This is a genomic window from Comamonas humi, from assembly GCF_054782535.1.
On record NZ_BAAGSH010000013.1, the window covers coordinates 143,195 to 161,942 of the forward strand.

An 18,748-nucleotide genomic window follows, 5' to 3' on the forward strand; every position below is an offset into this window, starting at 1 on the left:
GGCTCTTTTTCTGACTGGCCGTTTTTGATGCAACAGGATTCTTCTTCCGCTCCATCCCACAGCCCGGCCTCCGAAGGCGAGCACACCGCCCGCCCCTGGCGGCCGCCGGCCTCGCACTGGGGCGTGCGGCTGGCGTCGTACCTGCTGATGGCGGGGGGCCTGTTCATCATCATGCGCTACGGCCTGCTGGTAGGCCTGCTCAGTGCCTGCGTGGGCTATGCGCTGACGCAATTCCTGGCGCGCAAGCTCTCGCGCACGCCCAGCACCACGGGCACGGCCCATGTGCGGGCGCTGGCCACCATCCCCCGCTGGGCCGAGTACGCGGCCGTCACCATCGTGCTGCTCGCGCCGCTGCTGCTGCTCACCGTGGGCCTGATGCATTCGCAGGGCTACCTGCTGAATGCGCCGGCGCAGTACCGCGAGATGCTGGACTCGATGGCCAAGACCCTGCTGGACCTGCGCTCCAAGCTGCCGCCCGAGATGGCCGGCATGCTGCCCGACGGCGCGCAGGAGCTGCAGCAGCGCGCCGCCGACTACCTGCGCACCAAGTCGGGCGCGCTGGCCAATGCCGGCCGGGCCTGGCTGGGCGGCCTGCTGTATGCCTTCGTCGGCCTGCTGATCGGCTCGCTGGCCGCCGTCTACCACGGCCGCCAGTCGCATGCGCCGCTGGCGGTGCAGCTGTCGCTGCGCGTGCAGCGCTTCGGTGACGCCTTCCGCCAGATCGTCGCGGCGCAGTTCTGGATCGCGCTGTTCAACACCTGCCTGACGGCGTTGTTCCTGCTGGCGGTGCTGCCGATGATGGGCACGCGGCTGCCCTACAGCGGTGCGCTGATCCTGCTCACCTTCATCGGCGGGCTGATTCCCATCGTCGGCAACCTGATCTGCAATGCCGTCATCACCACCGTGGGGCTGTCGGTGTCGCCGCTGACGGCCGTGGCCTGCCTGGCCTTCCTGATCCTGATCCACAAGGCCGAGTACGTGATCAATGCCAAGGTGGTTGGCGCACGCACGCACATGGGCGTGTGGGAGCTGCTGGCGGTGATGTTCGTGTCCGAGGCCATCTTCGGGCCCGCCGGCCTGGTGGCAGCGCCGCTGTTCTACGCCTACCTGAAGAAAGAGCTGTACGCGGCGCGGATGATCTGAGCCGCCCAGGCCGTTACCGCCCCAGCCGGTGCACTAGCACCGCCACCACGATGCCGCCCATGCCCAGCCACTGCGCCGGAGTGGGTACATGCCCGAACCACAGCAGGTCCACCGCCAGCGCCACCGCCGGGTAGACGAATGACAGCGCCGCGATGGCCGGTGCCGCCAATCGTTGGTAAGCCGCATACATCAGCGTGTACATGAAGGCCGTATGCACCAGGCCCAGCACCAGCATCAGCGCGCCCACCCTGGCCGAGAGCTGCAGCGCACCCTGCTCCGAACCGGCCAGCAGCATCGGGGCGGCGGCCAGCGCCAGCACCCCACCACCGAGCGCCATCTGCAGCATCGCCACCTGTGCCGGCGGGATGTGGGCCACGCGACGCGTGGCCACGGTGGTCACCGTATAGAGCGCGGCCGCCAGCAGGGCCAGCAAGGCCCCCGTCCACGAACCGGCAGCCATGCCATCCGCCGTGACCGCGCCGCTGGCCAGCGCCACGCCCAGCAGCGCCAGCAGCAGCCACGGCAGCTTGCGCGCCTGCACCGGCTCGCCCTGCCAGGCTGCCACCGCCAGCAGCATCAGCGGCTGCACGTGGTAGACCACGGTGGCCACGGCGATGCTGGTGTAGCGGTAGGCACTGAACAGGGCCACCCAGTTGAACACCAGGGCCAGGCCGCCCGCGGCGATCCACAGGGCATCGCCGCGCCCCACCGCCACCCACTGGCGGCGCCACCATACCCAGGCGCCCAGGCCCAAGGCGCCGAGCACGCAGCGCGCCAGCACCACCAGCGGCGGCGGCAGGCCGCTTTCGACCACCACCAGCCCGATGGTGCCCGACAGCACCATCGCGGCCAGCATGCGCCAGGCGCCGCCGGACAAGGCCTGCCGTGGGCCGGCGGGAGCGGTTGCGGCCGCAGCGGCCGGGCCGCACGATTGCATCGCTGTCATGTCGAATCTCCTGTGAACCATTGCATGTCGATGGCTCCCATGATTCAGTAAAGCGATATAAACAACAATACGGTTACCATTCAACGAAGTATTGATCCACAAGCAACAATCAATCGCCATGCCCCATGACCACCTGCTGCTGACCGAGATGCTGGTCTTCGCCCGCGTGGTGGAGCAGCAGAGCTTTGCCGGCGCCGCGCGCGAGCTGCAGCAGACCACCTCGGCGGTGAGCCGCAGCGTGGCGCGGCTGGAGGCGCACTTCGGGCTCAAGCTGCTGCACCGCACGACCCGGTCGCTGTCGCTGACCGAGGCCGGCGCCGAGATCTACCAGGGCTGCGCCCAGCTGCTGGCCACCGCCGAGCAGGTGCAGTCGCTGGCCAGCCAGCACCGCCAGCAGCCGCGCGGGCAGTTGCGCATCAGCGCGCCGGCGGTCTGGGGCGACCTGTGGCTGGCGCCGCGCCTGCCCGCCTTCTGCCGGCGCTGGCCCGAGGTGCGCGTGCAGGTCGACCTGACCGACCGCATCGCCGACCTGGTGGCCGAGGGACTGGACCTGGTGCTGCGCATCAGCACGCCGGGCCAGGTAGCGCCGGGCCTGGTGGCGCGGCCGCTGCACACCATCCGCTACGTGCTGGTGGCCGCGCCCGGCTACCTGGCACGGCATGCGCCCCTCACCGAACCCGGGCAGCTGCTGGAGCACCCGCTCTACAGCCTGGGCTATGGCCAGTTCCAGAACGAGCTGGAACTGCTGCCCGCGCAGGCCCCAGCCGGCTCGCGCCAGCGCCCCGTGCGGCTGCTGGTGAAGACGCCGCTGACCATCTCCAGCAGCCTCGGGCTGATCCAGGCCCTGCAGGCCGGCGAGGGCATAGGCATGGTGGCCGATTTCGCTGCCGCGCAGGCGCTGCAGGCCGGGCAGCTCGCGCCCGTGCTGCCCGGCTGGGCACTGTGCGGCAAATATGCGCCGCGCGTGGTGCATGCGGTGTACGCGCCCACACGCCATGTGCCGCTGAAGGTGCGCGCACTGATCGACCACCTCGCCGCGGCCGCCGAATAGCTATCATGCAGCAGCCCCACTCTCCGCGCTGAACCATGCTGCTGCTTGCGCTGCACACCCTGATCGTCCTGGGCTTCGGCTCGCGCGTGCTGCTGCGCAACAACCTTTCGCCCGACGTGCGCATGGGCTGGCTGATGGTGATCGTGGTGCTGCCCTATGCTGGCGCCGTGCTGTACTGGCTGCTGGGCGAGGTGGACATCGGCCACCGCGTGCTCGGGCGGCGCAAGCGCTTCGAGGACTTCATCACCAGCCGCCTGCCCGACGATCCGGTGGCCATGCAGCTGCTCGGGCGCCCCGCCGACGTGGCGGCGCAGATCGCCCCCGCGTGGCAGGCGGCGTTCCGCTATGCCACCTCGGTCAATGGCTTTCTGCCGGTGCCGGGCAACCGGGCCGAGCTGATGGACGACGGCGCCGTGGCCCGCGCCCGCATGCTGGCCGACATGGACGCCGCCCGGCGCGAGATCAACGTGCTGTACTACATCTGGCTCGACGACGACACCGGCCAGGGCATCGCCGAGGCGCTGATGCGCGCGGCGCGCCGCGGCGTGACCTGCCGCGCCATGGTGGACGGCCTGGGCTCGCGCGCCTTCCTGCGCTCGGCCCGCTGGCGCGCGATGCGCGAAGCCGGTGTGCAGCTGGCCGTGGCCCTGCCCATAGACCACCTCGCCAAGGTGCTGCTCACCAGCCGGCTCGACCTGCGCAACCACCGCAAGATCACGCTGATCGACGGCGCCATCACCTACTGCGGCAGCCAGAACTGCGCCGACGAGGCCTTCCGCGTCAAGGCCCGGTATGCGCCCTGGGTGGACATCATGCTGCGGCTGCAGGGGCCGGTGGTCACGCAGATGCAGCTGCTGTTCGCCAGCGACTGGATGCAGTCCACCGGCGAAGAGTACGACCCGTTCACGCCCGCGCCGGCCGCCATGGCCGAGCCGCACGGCGGCGGCTTTCCCGCGCTGGTGGTGGCCGATGGCCCCACCGAGCGCCCGCGCGCCACGCCGCACCTGGTGTCCACGCTGATTGCCAGCGCGCAGCGCGAGCTGCTGGTCTCCACGCCCTATTTCGTGCCCGACGCCACGGTGCTCGAGGCGCTGTGCGCCGCCGCCTGGCGCGGCGTGCAGGTAACGCTGGTCCTGCCGCAGCGCAACGACTCGTGGATCGTGGCCGCCGCCAGCCGCAGCACCTACTACCAGCTGCTGCGCGCGGGCGTGGCCATCGCCGAATACCGCGGCGGCCTGCTGCACGCCAAGACCCTGTGCGTGGACGGCGAGGTGGCCATGCTCGGCTCGACCAACCTCGACCTGCGCAGCTTCGACCTGAACTTCGAGAACAACGTGCTGCTGCAGGACCACGCCACCACCGCCGCCATCCGCCAGCGCCAGCTCGCCTACCTCGCGCAGTCGCAGCCCGTGACGCTGGCCGAGGTGCGCCAGTGGCCCTGGCCCCGCCGCATGTGGAACAACCTGATGGCCACGCTGGGGCCGGTGCTTTGAAACCGGGGCCTGCTCTTTTCCCCATAGCCCGGGCAAAAGCCTGTGGACATCCTGCTGCAGCTCTGTCGATAACCAGGTTAAGTCATTGATCTGCAAGGCAACGCCAACCCCTGCCCAAAAAACAGGCAAACCCGGCACTTCCTCCGCTTACGATCACGGCTTCGCCTTCGCTCCACCGCCATGCCACCGCACCGCTGCACCTCCGAGGTTTTCTGGACTTTCCTGCGCCTGGGGCTGACCTCGTTCGGCGGGCCGATCGCGCACCTGGGCTACTTCCGCGAGGAGTTCGTCGTGCGGCGCGGCTGGATGGGCGAGCGCGCCTATGCCGACCTGGTGGCGCTGTGCCAGTTCCTGCCCGGCCCGGCCAGCAGCCAGGTGGGCATGGGCATAGGTCTGCAGCGCGCCGGCTGGCGCGGGGCGCTCGCGGCGTGGCTGGGCTTCACGCTGCCGTCAGCGCTGCTGATGCTGGCCATCGCGCTGGGCCTGGAGCACGCATCGGCCCGCGTCCCCGCCGGGCTGCTGCACGGGCTCAAGCTCGCCGCGGTGGCCGTGGTCATCCAGGCCGTGTGGGGCATGGGCCGGCAGCTGTGCCGCGGCCCGGCGCGCCTGGCCCTCATGCTGGCCGCCGCCGCCACGGCGCTGTACTGGGCCTCGCCCGCGACACAGATCGTGGTGATAGCCGCCAGCGCCCTGCTGGGCGGCCTGCTGCTGCGGCCACGGCCCGGCACCACACCGGCCGATGCCAGCGAGACGCCCGCCGCGCCGCGCGCCGGCATCGCGCCCTGGCTGTGGCTGGTGCTGTTCGCGGCGCTGCTGCTGGGCCTGCCCTGGCTGGCGCAGGCCAGCGGCAATACTGCGGCGCAGATGGCGGCCATCTTCTTTCGCGCCGGGGCGCTGGTGTTCGGCGGCGGCCATGTGGTGATGCCGCTGCTGCAGGAGTCGGTAGTGGCCGGCGGTCACATCGGCGCCGACACCTTCCTGGCCGGCTACGGCGCGGCGCAGGCCATGCCCGGCCCCTTGTTCACGTTCGCGGCCTTCCTGGGCGCGCTGTGGCCCACTGCGCCGCAGAGCATGGCCGGCAGCGCGCTGGCGCTGGCATGCATCTTCGCGCCCGGCTGGATGCTGCTGGCCGCGGCCCTGCCCTGGTGGGAGCGCCTGAAGCGCTACACCGCCGCGCAGATGGCCCTGGCCGGCATCAACGCCGCCGTGGTGGGCCTGCTGCTCGCGGCGCTGTGGAACCCGCTGTGGACCTCCTCCGTGCATGGCGCGGCCGATGTCGCGGTCGTTGCGGTGGCCGGCGCAGCGCTGATGAAGCTGAAGCTGCCACCTTGGGTGGTGGTGCTGGGCTGTGCGCTGGCCGGCTGGGTTCTGGCCTGAGTCTTCTTTCTCCAGCATCAAAGGCCGAGCAACGCGACGGCCCGTATGGTTTGCCCACCCCTTCTGTCTGCGCCTGTGGCGGGGCGTTTGCGGTGTGGGCATGCGCGTCGGAGCGCGCATGCTTCGTCATCTGACTCGCCGGGGATGTTCGAACGGAGCGCCTTGGCGCGCAGTGAGTTCCACGGCGCACCCCGCAAACGTCACGCCGCAGGTTGCCCCGCTGCTGAGCAGCGGGGTCGCAGACAGTCGGGGCGCTTTCTTTGCCTACTTTCTTGTGCGAACAAGAAAGTAGGTCGCCCGCCGGGGCGAGTCCCGGCCTCCACCCTCAAAAACTCAGCGCTGCGGCAAGGCCCAGAACGGCTCCCCCTGCCCGCCGCACAGCGCATTGGCAATGCGCTGCGCCGTCGGCAGCGAGCCGGTCAGCCCCAGGTGCCCATGCCCCACGGCCAGCCACAGGCCCGGCAGCGCATCGACATGCCCCACCACCGGCACCGAGTTGGGAAGGCAGGGCCGGTGCCCCATCCACGACTCGGCCGGCTGGCTGCCCAGCGCCGGGAAAGCCTCGCGCGCGATGCGCTCCAGCAGCATCGCGCGGCGCTGGTTCGGCGGCGCCTTCAGCCCGGCGATCTCCACCGTGCCGCCCACGCGCAGGCCGCCCTCCATCGGCGCGACGAAGACCTTCTTGTCGGCCAGCACCACGGTGCGCTGCACCAGCGACTGCGCGCCGGCGAACTGCACGTGGTAGCCGCGCTGCGACTCCAGCGGCAGCCACATGCCCAGCGGATGGACGAGCTGCGCCGCCCAGGCACCGTTCGCCACCACCACATGGCTCCAACGCTGCTCCTTGGGCCAGGCCGGCGCGCCGGCCGTGTCGATGCGCCAGCCCTCGGCCTCGGGCCGCAGCCTCCGCACCTCGGCCTGCACTAGCTGGCCGCCCCGGCGCACAAAGGCCTGCACCATGGCCTGCACATAGCGGTAGGGGTTGAGGATGGTGCCGTGGTCCGCCAGGAAGCGGCCGTGCGCATAGCCAGGCGGCGCCTGCGGCTCCAGCGCCTCGATGCCGGCGCGGTCGAGCTGCTGCACCGCGTAGCCGTACTGCTCGCGCAGCTGCCAGCCCATCGCGTCCTTGGCGGCGGCCGCCGCATCCGGGTACAGGTGCAGGTGGCCGTGGCGCACAAAGAGCTCGGGCACACCCAGCGCGCGGGCCATGCTTTCGTGCGCATCGACGGCACCGTGGTACAGCTCGTTCAGCACCGCAGCCGCGGCCTTCACCTTGGCGGGGTCAGCCGACTGCGCGAACGCGATCAGCCACGAGGCCGCCTTCGGCAGATAGCGCAGCGGCAGCGACAGCGGCCCGTCGGCATCGAGCAGCATGCCCGGCACGGTCTTGAGCACGCCGGGCAATGCCAGCGGCGCCACCGAACCGGGGCTGATCGCGCCCGAGTTGCCCCAGCTGCAGGCCATGCCCGGCTCGCCGCGCTCCAGCAGCGTGACCTCGACGCCCCGGCTGCGCAGCGCCAGCGCCGTGCTCACGCCCACCACGCCGGCGCCGATGACCGCGACGCGCGACGGCCCGTTTTCTCCATTCACCACATTCACCCCCACCCCGATCACCATCCGAAATGCCCGGCCCACACCAAGGTGGCCTCGGGCGTGAAGGCATCCGCCGCCAGCTGCTCCAGCAGCCGGTCGCGCGGCCAGCAGGCGAACTGCTGCACCTCGCCGTCCTGGTTGTCCGGCACCAGGCCATCGGGCACCGTGCAGCGGTACCAGTGGATGTCCTCGTGCATGTAGCTCAGGCCCCGCCCATCGCGGTCGCCATCGGTGGCGGGCTGGCGAAAGCGCAGCACGCCGCCCCAGTGCAGCGCCTGCAGCTCGGCCACGCGCAGGCCGGCCTCCTCCCAGGTCTCGCGCGCCAGCGCCTGCTCCAGCGTGTCGCTGGCCGAGACCATGCCGCCCATCAGCGTGTCCCAGCGGTTGGGGTAGCTGTCCTTGCGGGCCGAGCGCTGCTGCACCCAGCCGTCGCCTTGCGACGCCAGGCCCACCAGGTGCACCGCCTGCGTGGCAATGCCCAGCGGGCGCACCGCGCCGCGCTCCACCGTGCCCACGATGTGGCCATCGGCCGAGCGCACCAGCAACTGCTCGCTGCGCCAGGCGCCGCTGCGACCGGCCTCGTGCAGGGCTTTCGCCAAGTGATTCAGCGCGGCCGTCGCATCGCCGCGTTCATATTCCAGCACCCATACGGCCTGGCCCGCATGCTCGCGCTTGATCAGCAGCACGCCTTCGGCCAACCGGCCGGGCAGGCCGGTTTCGAGCAGGAAGTGCTCGAGCAGCGAGCCCACCACATGGCCGTCTACCACGAAGGGAATGCGCGGCTGCAGCGGCGCGGCCTGCAGGGTCTGGCGGGCCTGCACGGCCCAGGCGGGCGCGGCGTTCACATCGCTCATGAAGTCCTTCACGGGATCAGGATGGTGCTGCCCGTGGTCTGGCGCGCCTCGAGCGCGCGATGGGCCGCCTGCACATCGGCCAGCGCAAAGCGCTGCTCGATGTGGATCTTGACCTGGCCCGATTCGACCACCGCGAACAGGTCGTCGGCCATGGCCTGGCAGGCCTCGCGCGAGGCCAGGTGGGCGAACAGCGTCTGGCGCGTGACGTACAGGCTCTTGGGGCCCAGCGTCGCGGGCGCGAACGGCGGCACCGGCCCCGAGGCGTTGCCGAACGACACCATCAGCCCGAAGCGGCGCAGGCACTGCAGCGAGCCTTCCCAGGTATCCTTGCCGACCGAGTCGTACACCACCTTCACGCCCTGGCCGCCGGTGATTTCCTTCACGCGCTCGGCGAAGTTCTCGGTGCGGTAGTTGATGGCATGGGCCGCGCCGTTGGCCAGCGCCAGTTGGCATTTCTCATCCGAGCCGGCGGTGGCGATCACCTGCAGGCCCAGCGCCTTGCCCCACTGGCAGGCGATCAGCCCCACGCCGCCCGCGGCCGCGTGGAACAGCACATGGTCACCGGCCTCCAGGCCCTCGACCGGCTTGCAGCGCTTGAGCAGGTACTGCGCCGTCATGCCCTTGAGCATCATCGCCGCGCCGGTCTCAAAAGCTATGCCGTCGGGCAGGCGGCAGACGAACTGCGCGGGCATGGTGCGCTGCTCGCTGTAGCTGCCGGGCGGGTTGGTCGCATAGGCCACGCGGTCGCCCACGCCGAGGTGCGCAACGCCCGGGCCCACGGCCTCGACCACGCCGGCGGCTTCCATGCCCAGCTGCAGCGGCAGCGGCAGTTGGTACAGGCCGGTGCGCTGGTAGACGTCGATGAAGTTCAGCCCGATGGCATGGTGGCGGATGCGCACCTCGCCCTGCTGCGGCTCGGCCACCGGCACCTGCACGAGCTGCATGGCCTCGGGGCCTCCGGTCTGCTGGATCTGTACGGCTAAAGGCATGGGTTGGCTCCTTGGGGAAAGTGGCGGCGAGGCGGCGGCTCCGTCGCGTGCGTGTCGCATCCTGCCACGATTCGCACGCGCCTGCAGCGCTCCCGGTTTACAGTGCGGCCATGCGATTGACTCCTTCCACCGTCCTGCTGCTGGCCTTTGCGCCGCTGATGTGGGCGGGCAATGCGGTGACGGGCCGCCTGGTGCACGACCTGGCCTCGCCGATGACGCTCAACTTCATCCGCTGGACGCTGGCGCTGGCGCTGCTGCTGCCGTTCAGCTGGCGGGTCTTGCGCCGTGACAGCCCGCTGTGGCTGCACTGGCGCCGCTACACGCTGATGGGGCTGCTGGGCATCGGCTGCTACAACGCGCTGCAGTACCTGGCGCTGAAGACCTCGGGGCCGATCAACGTCACGCTGGTGGCGGCGAGCATGCCGCTGTGGATGCTGGCCTTCGGCACGCTGCTGTTCGGCGTGCGCATCACCGGCGCACAGATGCTGGGCGCGCTGCTGTCGGTAGCCGGCGTGCTGACGGTGCTGAGCCACGGCGACTGGGAGCAGCTGATGGCGCTGCGCCTGGTGCCGGGCGACCTGTACATGCTGCTGGCCACGGCCTGCTGGTCGCTGTACAGCTGGCTGCTGGTGCGCACACAGGAGCCCGCGTCCATACGTGGCGACTGGGCCGCCTTCCTGACCGCGCAGCTCGCCTTCGGCTGGCTCTGGTCGGGCGCTTTCAGCGCCGGCGAATGGGCCGTGGGCCAGCTGCATTTCGAGTGGACGCCGGTGCTGCTGGCCGCCGTGGCCTACATCGCCATTGGCCCGGCCGTGCTGGCCTACCGCGCCTGGGGCGCCGGCGTGCAGCGCGTGGGGCCGACGGTGGCGGGCTTCTTCGCCAACCTCACGCCGCTGTTCGCGGCCGTGCTGTCGGCGGCCTTCCTCGGCGAGCCGCCGCGGCTGTACCACGGCATCGCCTTCGTGCTGATCGTCGGCGGGATCGTGGTGTCGTCGCGGCACTGAGGGCTATCCATTTTGATAGCTACTGGCGCTTTCCAATTGTGGTTTTCAGATATAAAAATAGCTGAATCTCAGCAATAGCAAGCGCCAGCAGCTATCAAATTCAATAACCCCAGATCAGAACGTGCCCGGGTACGAGCCGCCGTCGGGCAGGATGTTCTGCCCCGTCAGGTAGGCCGCCTGCCGGCTGCACAGGAAGGCGCAGATCGCACCGAACTCGTCGGGCGTGCCAAAGCGGCCGGCGGGAATCTGCTTTTGCTGGCTGGCGCGGATCTCGGCCTCGGGCTTGCCGGTCTTGCTCGCCGCCGCGGCGATGGTGCTGGCAATGCGGTCGGTGTCGAACTTGCCGGGCAGCAGGTTGTTGATGGTCACGCCACGCGCCGCCAGCGGGCTGCGCGCGATGCCAGCGACAAAACCCGTCAGGCCGCTGCGCGCGCCGTTGGACAGGCCCAGGATGTCGATGGGCGCCTTGACCGAGCTGGACGTGATGTTGACGATGCGCCCGAAGCCGCGCGCGGCCATGCCGTCCACCAGCGCCTGGATCAGCGCGATCGGGGTCAGCATGTTGGCGTCCAGCGCCTTCACCCAGGCCTCGCGGTTCCAGTCGCGGAAGTCGCCGGGCGGCGGGCCGCCGGCGTTGTTGACCAGGATGTCGAAGTCGCGCCCTGGGCCGCCCGGCGCGGCCAGCACGGCCTCGCGCCCGGCCTCGGCGGTGATGTCGGCCGCCACCGCGATCACCAGCGGCGCCGCGCGGCCCGCACCGGCCGCGGCCCACTCGGCGGCCAGCGTGCGCAGCTGCGCGGCCGTGGCCTCCAGCGCCTCGGCGCCGCGGGCGTTGATGACCACGTTCACGCCCTCCTGCACCAGCGCCTGGGCGCAGCCCCGGCCCAGTCCCTTGCTCGCCGCGCACACCAGCGCCCACTTGCCTGCAATGCCCAAGTCCATGCTCAACTCCTTGTAATCTGCAAAGCCTTCGTTTGTAGCCCAAACCCGCCTAGCCTGCCGGCCTGCGGGAAAAGACATAGATCCCCGCCAGCACCAGCAGGGTACCCACAGCGATGGCCGGCGTGAACGGCTCGCCCAGCAGCCACACGCCCATCAGGATGGTGGACAGCGGCCCGACCATGCCGGTCTGCGCCACGGCGGCCGCGCCCAGGCGCTCCACCGCCATCATCACCATCAGCACCGGCACGGCGGTGCACAGCACGGCATTGAGCACCGACAGCCCGATGACCGGCGCGGGCACCAGCGCCGCCGACAGCGGCCGCAGCAGCAGGAACTGCGCGATGCACAGCACGCAAGCAACCGAGGTGGCCAGCCCCACCAGCCGCAGCGAACCGAGCCGCTGCACGAACTGCCCGCTGCAGACCAGGTAGACCGAGTAGCTGACCGTGCTGAGGAAGACCAGCAGCGAACCCCACAGCACCTGCGGGCCCTCAGCCTGCAACTCGATGCCGAACACCAGCAGCATGCCCGCGTAGCCGAGCGCCAGGCCCGCGATCTGCCGGCCGCTGGGCGCGCGGCGGTACAGCAGCCAGCCCAGCAGCAGCACCAGCGTGGGGTTGAGGTAGAGGATCAGCCGCTCAAGGCTGGCGCTGACGTAGGCCAGCCCGGCGAAATCGAGGTAGCTCGACAGGTAGTAGCCGCTGAAGCCCAGGCCCAGCACGCCCAGCCAGTCGCGGCCGGTGAGCGCCGCCTTGCCGCGCCCGGCCCACCAGGCCATGGCCATGAACAGCGGCAGCGCGAACAGCATGCGGTACATGATGAGCGTAGTCGCGTCCACGCCGTGGCGGTAGGCCAGCTTGACGATGATGGCCTTGGCGCTGAAGGCGATGGCGCCGAGGAAGGCCAGCAAGAAGCCGGCCCGCTGCGAGGCAGGCGCCGCGGCGCCGGTGGTCAGGGATGCAGTCACGGCAAGCGAGGAAAAAAGCCAGGCGCCGGCGTATGCCGCCGCCTGTGGTGCCATGCGCTGCCGCGCGATCCCGTGCGTCAATGCATGTGCGACCCGCCCAGCAGCTTCTGGTGCGTCTTGCGGATCGACCACCACACGCCAAAGGCTACCAGCGGAATGGCCAGCGCCGCCGTCGTTTCTGGCGACAGCGGCCATCCCCATTTCTGCGCCGCCTTGGCGACATAGCTGACCAGGCCGACGATGTAGTAGGTGATCGCCGCGACCGACAGCCCCTCGACCGTGGACTGCAGCTTGAGCTGCAGCCCCTGGCGTTCGTTCATAGCGGCCAGCAGCGCCTGGCGGCCCTGCTTCTGGTTGATGTCCACGCGGGTCTGCAGCAGGTTGCTCATGCGCGAGACGCGCTGCGACAGCGCCTCCAGCCGCAGCAGCGCCGAGGCGCAGGTGTTTCGCGCCGGGCTGAGGCGCCGCTCCATGAAGTCGCCGATGGTCTGGTTGCCCTCCAGCCTCTGCTCGTGCACGTCGGCCACGCGCTGCTCCACTAGCGCGAAGTAGGCGGCGCTGGCCGACAGGCGCGAATGGCAGGCGGCGTACTGGCTCTCGACCTGGCCAGCCAGGCGCGTCAGCCGGTCGAGCAGTTGCGGCTCGCTCTCGGGCTCGGCGCTGCGGATGGCGCCGGCGAGCTGCGCCAGCTCGCCCTCCAGCCCGGCCAGCGCATGCATGCTATCGCGCGCGGCCGGCAGGCCCAGCAGCGCCGCCATGCGGTAGGTCTCGATCTCGAGCAGGCGCTGCACCAGCCGGCCCATGCGCCGCGGCGGCAGGCCCTTGTTGCAGACGAAGATGCGCGAGGCCCCATCGGGGTAGACGGTGAAGTCGGTGTAGACGTTAGCCAGCTCGCCCGCCGCGCGCGAGGCGACGAGCTTGTCCTCCTGCAGCCATGGCGGTACGCCGCGCGCGGGCTGCGACTCGCCGCCCAGCACCCACAGGTGCTGCGCCAGGATGCACTGGCCGGGCAGCGACGCCAGCCACTGCACCGGCGCGGCATCGCTGGCCTGCGGCAGCGCGGTGACGTCGCCCAGCGGCGTGGGCAGCGGGCGGATCCAGGTCCACGAGACGAACTCGGTGTGCAGCTCCCAGCGCAGCCGGCAGCTGCCCAGGTCGATGCGCAGGTGGGTGGCATCGGGTGCCGGCACCGGCAGGCGCATCTCGTGCAGCAGCTGATGCAGTACGGCCCGGCTGGCCTCGCGCTGCGCCGCGTCGGCCCACATCACGATGCAGGAGACAGCCGTGTGCTGCTCCACCGGCTCGGGCGGGCGGGCGTGCACCTCGTTGTGCAGCGGCAGGCGTTGGGGATGCTGGGTCAGCGAGGCCAGGGTGCTCATGGGATCTTCCGTACTATCGCGCGATGGTATCGCGCCTGCGGACCGCGCCTGGCCACCCCGGCCGCCGGCGGGCAAAAAACAGTTATTCCATCCTGGTATGCGCGCGGCGGGACGAAAAAAAACGGCACCCGAGGGTGCCGCTCTGAAGGGAGTGTGCAGAAACGCTTGTCAATCTTCCACGAAGGCCTCGTCGCGCTTCTTGCTCACGGCAGGCAGGCAGACGATGATCAGCAGGATCAGGGCCGCGATCAGCAGGCCGGCGGAGATCGGACGGGTCAGGAACACGCTCCAGTCGCCGCGCGACAGCAGCAGCGCACGGCGCAGGTTCTCTTCCATCATCGGGCCCAGGATGAAGCCCAGCAGCAGCGGTGCAGGCTCGGTGCCCAGCTTGTAGAACATGTAGCCGACGAAACCGAACACGCCCACCAGCCACACGTCGAACGTGTTGTTGTTGGTGGAGTACACCCCCACCGCGCAGAACAGCACGATGGACGGGAACAGCCAGCGGTAAGGCACGGACAGCAGCTTGATCCACATGCCGATCAGCGGCAGGTTCAGGATCACCAGCATGGCGTTGCCGATCCACATCGAAGCGATCAGGCCCCAGAACAGCTCGGGGTTGCTGGTCATCACCTGCGGGCCGGGCTGGATGTTGTGGATGGTCATGGCACCCACCATCAGCGCCATCACGGCGTTGGGAGGAATACCCAGCGTCAGCAGCGGGATGAACGAGGTTTGCGAACCAGCGTTGTTGGCGGATTCCGGAGCGGTCACGCCGCGGATGTTGCCCTGGCCGAACGGCACTTCACCGGGCTTCAGCTTGGTCTTCTTCTCGATGGTGTAGGCAGCGAAAGCCGACAGCATGGCGCCACCGCCGGGCAGGATACCCAGTGCGGAGCCCAGCGCCGTGCCGCGGATCATCGCGGGGAACATGCGCTTGAAGTCTTCCTTCGTCGGGAACAGGCCGGTCACCTTGGCTGCGAACACTTCGCGCTCGTCTTCGGACTTCGACAGGTTGGCGATGATTTCGCCGTAGCCGAACACACCCATGGCCACCACGGTGAAGCTGATGCCATCGGTCAACTCAGGGATGTCGAAGCTGTAGCGGGCGACACCGGAGTTCACGTCGGTACCGACCAGGCCCAGCAGCAGGCCCAGCACGATCATGCCCACGGCCTTGAGCAGCGAGCCCGAAGCCAGCACCACGGCGCCGATCAGGCCCAGGGTCATCAGCGAGAAGTACTCGGCGGGGCCGAACATGAAGGCCACTTCGGTCAGCGGCGGCGCGAACGCAGCCAGGATCAGCGTGCCCACGCAGCCCGCGAAGAACGAGCCTATGCCCGCCGCGGCCAGCGCCGGACCAGCCCGGCCCTTGCGCGCCATCTGGTAGCCGTCGATCACGGTCACCACCGACGAGGATTCGCCCGGCAGGTTCACCAGAATCGCAGTGGTCGAGCCGCCGTACTGCGCACCGTAGTAGATGCCGGCCAGCATGATCAGCGCAGCCACCGGGGGCAGCGCGTAGGTGGCGGGCAGCAGCATGGCGATGGTCGCCACGGGACCCACGCCGGGCAGCACGCCGATCAGCGTGCCCAGCAGGCAGCCGACGAAGCAGTAGATCAGGTTTTGAAAAGTGAAGGCGACGCCGAAGCCAATCGCCAGATGATCAAGCAGTTCCATGGTTCAAAAACCCTCCAATTCAGCCCGTGATGAAGCTGGGCCACACGGGGAACTGCAGATTCAGCGCCCACACGAATGCCACGTAGCTGCCCGCTGCAAGCACGGCGGACAGAATGAATACTTCCAGGAACTTGAAGCTATGGCCTGCCAGGCTGGCCACGAAGGTCAAGCCGAAGATGGCGATGATCAGGCCCATGGCCGGTACGCCGAACGAGGGCAGGCCCGCGAGCAGCACGCCGAACAGCAGGTTGGCGCCGATGACGAAGAAGATCTGCTTCCAGGCCCACTTGCCGATGGGGTCGCCATCCTTGGGACCCGAGGTCAGGCTCTTGGCCGAAATGAGTGCCCCGATCACGGTCAACAAGATTCCCAGCAGCAGCGGGAAATAACCGGGCCCCATGCGGGCGCCTGAGCCAATGGTGTAGTTCTGCGCGCCTACGGCGAACGTAATGCCTACTGCCATGTACATCAGGCCAGCCCAAAAGTCTTTCTGGCTCTTGATTTTCACGAACACGTCTCCAAGTGGATACAACGACACGGCATTGTCCCTGCCGAAGGCACCAGATCGGATGTGGATACCACCTACATTTCGACACAGGAAAACCCTGACGTGGTGCTTACATGCCATGCGCCGCGCATGCAGTGGCAAAGGCCTACGCAGGCTTGTCGGGCAGGTCGATGGGCGGCGTGTTGGCCAACACCTCGTCGAGCGTGGTCAGGCCCTCGGCCACGCGCAGCGCACCGGCCAGCCGCAGCGGATGCATGCCATCCTTCACCGCCTGGCGGCGCAGCGCCGAGATCGACGGCGCGCCGTTCACCAGTTCCTTGGCCGGCTCGGTCATCATCAAGAGTTCATAGAGACCCAGGCGCCCGCGAAAGCCGGTGCCGCGGCATTCGTCGCAGCCCACCGCGCGGTACGGGCTGTGCTCACGGCTCACGCGCCAGGGCTTGATGGCGTCGTTCAGCGGCTGCAGCTGCGCCTCGCCGTCGGGCTCGCGGCAGGCCACGCACAGCGTGCGCACCAGGCGCTGCGCCAGCACACCGAGCAGCGTGGCATTGATCAGGTAGGCAGGCACGCCCAGCTCCATCAGCCGGCTCACCGCGCTCGGGGCATCGTTGGTGTGCAGCGTGGAGAACACGAGGTGGCCGGTGAGCGCCGCCTGCACGGCCATCTCGGCCGTTTCCAGGTCGCGGATCTCGCCGACCATGATGATGTCCGGGTCCTGGCGCATCAGCGCGCGCAGCCCCTCGGCAAAGCTGAAGCCGATCTGCGGCTGGGCCTGGGTCTGGTTGAAGCTGGGCTCGATCATCTCGATCGGGTCTTCCACCGTGCTCACGTTCACCGCCTCGGTGGCCAGGCGCTTGAGCGTGGAGTACAGCGTGGTGGTCTTGCCCGAGCCGGTGGGCCCGGTCACCAGGATGATGCCGTGCGGCCGCGCGGTGAGCTGCTCCCAGCGCCGCGCGTCGTGCGGCGTGAAGCCCAGTTCGGCCAGTTCCTTGACGGTGTTCTCGGGGTCGAAGATGCGCATCACCATCTTCTCGCCGAAGGCCGTGGGCAGCGTGGACAAACGCATCTCCACCTCATCGCCCAGCGTGTTGCGCGTCTTGATGCGGCCGTCCTGCGGGCGGCGCTTCTCGACCACGTCGATGCGGCCCAGCAGCTTGATGCGCGAGATCATGGCGCTGTGCACGCCCAGCGGCATCTGGTAGACCTTGTGCAGCACGCCGTCGATGCGAAAGCGGATCACCGACTGGTCGCGCCGCGGCTCCAGGTGGATGTCGCTGGCGCGCTGCGCGAAGGCGAACTGCCATAGCCAGTCGACCAGGCGCACGATGCCCTGGTCGTTGGCGTCGTACTGCTGGTTGGTGTTGCTCAGGTCGACCAGCTGCTCGAAGTTACCCATGCCGCTGAGCGAGCCGCCCAGCTTGTTGGCAGCCTTGACGGAACGGGCCAGCGAGAAGAACTCGGCGCGGTAGCGGTCGATGTCCTTGGGATTGGCCAGCACGCGGCGCACCTTGCGCCGCGCCTGGCGCTCGACCTCGGCGACCCAGTCGTCCAGCCACGGCTCCTTGGTGGCAACCATGATCTCCTGCGGCGTGATCTGCACCGGCAGGATGCCGTGGCGCTGCGCATAGGGCGCGCCCATGGACTCGGCCACCTTGGCCGCATCGACCTTCAGCGGATCGATGCGGTAGTACGGCAGGCCGCAGCGCTTGGCGACGAACTCGGTCAGCATCTCGACGTCCAGCGCCTTGCCGTCCTGCGCGCGCGGCACGACCACGGCGGCCAGGCGCACGATGGGATGCTGGCTGCTGTGCGCGTGGGTGCAGCGGGCAATGGTGTCGTGCGCCACCTCGGCCGTCACCCAGCCGTCGGCCTGCAGCCAGTGCACGATCTGCACCAGCTCCAGCGGGCGCTGCGCCAGCGTGGCAGGCCCGGCCTCGGCGGGCACCGACGCGGGGCCGCCCTGCACGATCTTGCGCTGTGGTGAAGTCATGGTGTGCTGCGCCCCTCTCTGTATTTATCTATCTGTCTCGCTACCTTACCTCAAGCCGGCTCCAGGGGCTTGAACACGCGCAGCCATTTGTGCGCCGGCAGCCCCGTGGCCTCGTGGACCTGGCGCGCGCGCAGGTCCAGCTGCTCGCGCGTGAGCCGCAGCGGCTGGCGCCCAGCCAGCACCACGGTGTTGCCCTCCTTCGTTGGCCGGAAGGCCCAGACCGCGTCGCGGCCGAAGGCCTGCACGATGTGCTCCAGGCTGCGTTCGTAGCTGCTGGTGCGGCCGAAGAGGTTCACCGTCATGCAGCCGTCGTCCGTCAGCAGCGCGCGGCAGTGGGCGTAGAAGTCGGCATCGTCGAGCACCGGCGCGGCGGCCTCGTGGTCGTACAGATCAACCTGCAGCGCATCGACGCTGGCCAGCCGCTCGGCGCGCTGCACCTCGGCGCCCGCATCGCCCTGCACCACCTGCAGCAGGCCGCCGTCAGGCGGCAGCTTGAACCACTGGCGGCACACCGCGATCACCTGCGGGTTCAGCTCGATGGCCGTGGTGCGCATGTGCAGCTGCTTGCAGCAGAACTTGGTGATGGCGGCCGCGCCCAGGCCGAGCTGCATCGCATGCCGCTGGGGCACCGAGTCCCATTCGACGAACAGCAGCCACGCCATCATGCGCTGCACGTACTCCAGGTCGATGTCGAAAGGCTTCTTGATGCGCATCGAGCCCTGCACCCAGGGCGTGCCCAGGTGCAGATAGCGCACGCCGTCGTAGTCCGAAATGGTGACTTCGGGAAATTCGTCTGCCGCCGTAGCGGGTTTTCTTTTGGCCATGGGCCGGG

Annotated in this window: 16 protein-coding genes; 5 read left to right on the plus strand and 11 right to left on the minus strand. The window is 69.3% G+C overall.

From position 1 onward, the window contains the following. The first annotated feature begins 27 nt into the window (after positions 1-27). Positions 28-1,143: an AI-2E family transporter gene (locus ACYVKR_RS14775; protein ID WP_460481678.1), complete on the plus strand. Its 1,116-nt coding sequence runs from the start codon at positions 28-30 to the stop codon at positions 1,141-1,143. A 13-nt stretch (positions 1,144-1,156) separates the two neighbouring features. Here the strand turns inward: ACYVKR_RS14775 and ACYVKR_RS14780 are convergent, their stop codons facing one another. Then, complete coding sequence (locus ACYVKR_RS14780) at positions 1,157-2,089, minus strand: DMT family transporter (protein WP_460481679.1); 933 nt, start codon at positions 2,087-2,089, stop codon at positions 1,157-1,159. A 118-nt stretch (positions 2,090-2,207) separates the two neighbouring features. Between ACYVKR_RS14780 and ACYVKR_RS14785 the strand changes: the two genes are divergently transcribed. From ACYVKR_RS14785 to chrA, 3 genes are all read left to right on the plus strand, one after another. Continuing rightward, complete coding sequence (locus tag ACYVKR_RS14785) at positions 2,208-3,140, plus strand: LysR family transcriptional regulator (protein WP_460481680.1); 933 nt, start codon at positions 2,208-2,210, stop codon at positions 3,138-3,140. A 35-nt stretch (positions 3,141-3,175) separates the two neighbouring features. After that, on the plus strand, positions 3,176-4,633 hold the full coding sequence (cls, locus tag ACYVKR_RS14790) for a phospholipase D-like domain-containing protein (RefSeq protein ID WP_460481681.1): 1,458 nt from the start codon (positions 3,176-3,178) through the stop codon (positions 4,631-4,633). Between the two features lie 180 nt (positions 4,634-4,813). After that, complete coding sequence (gene chrA / locus ACYVKR_RS14795; protein WP_460481682.1) at positions 4,814-6,010, plus strand: chromate transporter; 1,197 nt, start codon at positions 4,814-4,816, stop codon at positions 6,008-6,010. Between the two features lie 333 nt (positions 6,011-6,343). Here chrA and ACYVKR_RS14800 read toward each other — a convergent pair whose 3' ends face one another. Genes ACYVKR_RS14800 through ACYVKR_RS14810 form a run of 3 tightly spaced genes read right to left on the minus strand, consistent with a single transcriptional unit; the run spans position 6,344 to position 9,446 of the window. Next, positions 6,344-7,600 carry an NAD(P)/FAD-dependent oxidoreductase gene (locus ACYVKR_RS14800; protein WP_460481683.1) on the minus strand — a complete coding sequence of 419 codons (1,257 nt, stop codon included), beginning with the start codon at positions 7,598-7,600 and terminating at the stop codon, positions 6,344-6,346. Positions 7,601-7,620: 20 nt separating this feature from the next. After that, the gene (locus tag ACYVKR_RS14805; RefSeq protein ID WP_460481684.1) at positions 7,621-8,457 is read right to left on the minus strand and encodes an NUDIX hydrolase; all 837 of its coding nucleotides are present in this window, start codon (positions 8,455-8,457) and stop codon (positions 7,621-7,623) included. An 8-nt stretch (positions 8,458-8,465) separates the two neighbouring features. Beyond that, on the minus strand, positions 8,466-9,446 hold the full coding sequence (locus ACYVKR_RS14810; protein ID WP_460481685.1) for a quinone oxidoreductase family protein: 981 nt from the start codon (positions 9,444-9,446) through the stop codon (positions 8,466-8,468). 110 nt (positions 9,447-9,556) lie between these two features. Between ACYVKR_RS14810 and ACYVKR_RS14815 the strand changes: the two genes are divergently transcribed. After that, positions 9,557-10,450, plus strand: coding sequence for a DMT family transporter (locus tag ACYVKR_RS14815; protein ID WP_460481686.1), 894 nt, complete (start codon positions 9,557-9,559; stop codon positions 10,448-10,450). A gap of 114 nt (positions 10,451-10,564) precedes the next feature. Here ACYVKR_RS14815 and ACYVKR_RS14820 read toward each other — a convergent pair whose 3' ends face one another. The 7 genes from ACYVKR_RS14820 to ACYVKR_RS14850 all read right to left on the minus strand — a co-directional run bounded on the left by ACYVKR_RS14820 (position 10,565) and on the right by ACYVKR_RS14850 (position 18,740). Beyond that, positions 10,565-11,392, minus strand: coding sequence for an SDR family oxidoreductase (locus ACYVKR_RS14820; protein ID WP_460481688.1), 828 nt, complete (start codon positions 11,390-11,392; stop codon positions 10,565-10,567). 49 nt (positions 11,393-11,441) lie between these two features. Next, positions 11,442-12,359: a DMT family transporter gene (locus ACYVKR_RS14825; RefSeq protein ID WP_460481689.1), complete on the minus strand. Its 918-nt coding sequence runs from the start codon at positions 12,357-12,359 to the stop codon at positions 11,442-11,444. A 77-nt stretch (positions 12,360-12,436) separates the two neighbouring features. Beyond that, complete coding sequence (locus ACYVKR_RS14830; protein ID WP_460481690.1) at positions 12,437-13,738, minus strand: DUF3422 family protein; 1,302 nt, start codon at positions 13,736-13,738, stop codon at positions 12,437-12,439. Between the two features lie 168 nt (positions 13,739-13,906). After that, a complete protein-coding gene (locus ACYVKR_RS14835) occupies positions 13,907-15,418 on the minus strand; it encodes a tripartite tricarboxylate transporter permease (RefSeq protein ID WP_460481691.1) in 1,512 nt (503 codons plus the stop codon). Positions 15,419-15,437: 19 nt separating this feature from the next. Continuing rightward, the gene (locus tag ACYVKR_RS14840; protein ID WP_460481692.1) at positions 15,438-15,926 is read right to left on the minus strand and encodes a tripartite tricarboxylate transporter TctB family protein; all 489 of its coding nucleotides are present in this window, start codon (positions 15,924-15,926) and stop codon (positions 15,438-15,440) included. A 145-nt stretch (positions 15,927-16,071) separates the two neighbouring features. Further along, positions 16,072-17,916, minus strand: a complete 1,845-nt coding sequence (locus tag ACYVKR_RS14845; protein WP_460481693.1) for a GspE/PulE family protein — start codon at positions 17,914-17,916, stop codon at positions 16,072-16,074. 50 nt (positions 17,917-17,966) lie between these two features. Then, positions 17,967-18,740: a class I SAM-dependent methyltransferase gene (locus ACYVKR_RS14850; RefSeq protein WP_460481694.1), complete on the minus strand. Its 774-nt coding sequence runs from the start codon at positions 18,738-18,740 to the stop codon at positions 17,967-17,969. Positions 18,741-18,748 lie beyond the last annotated feature (8 nt).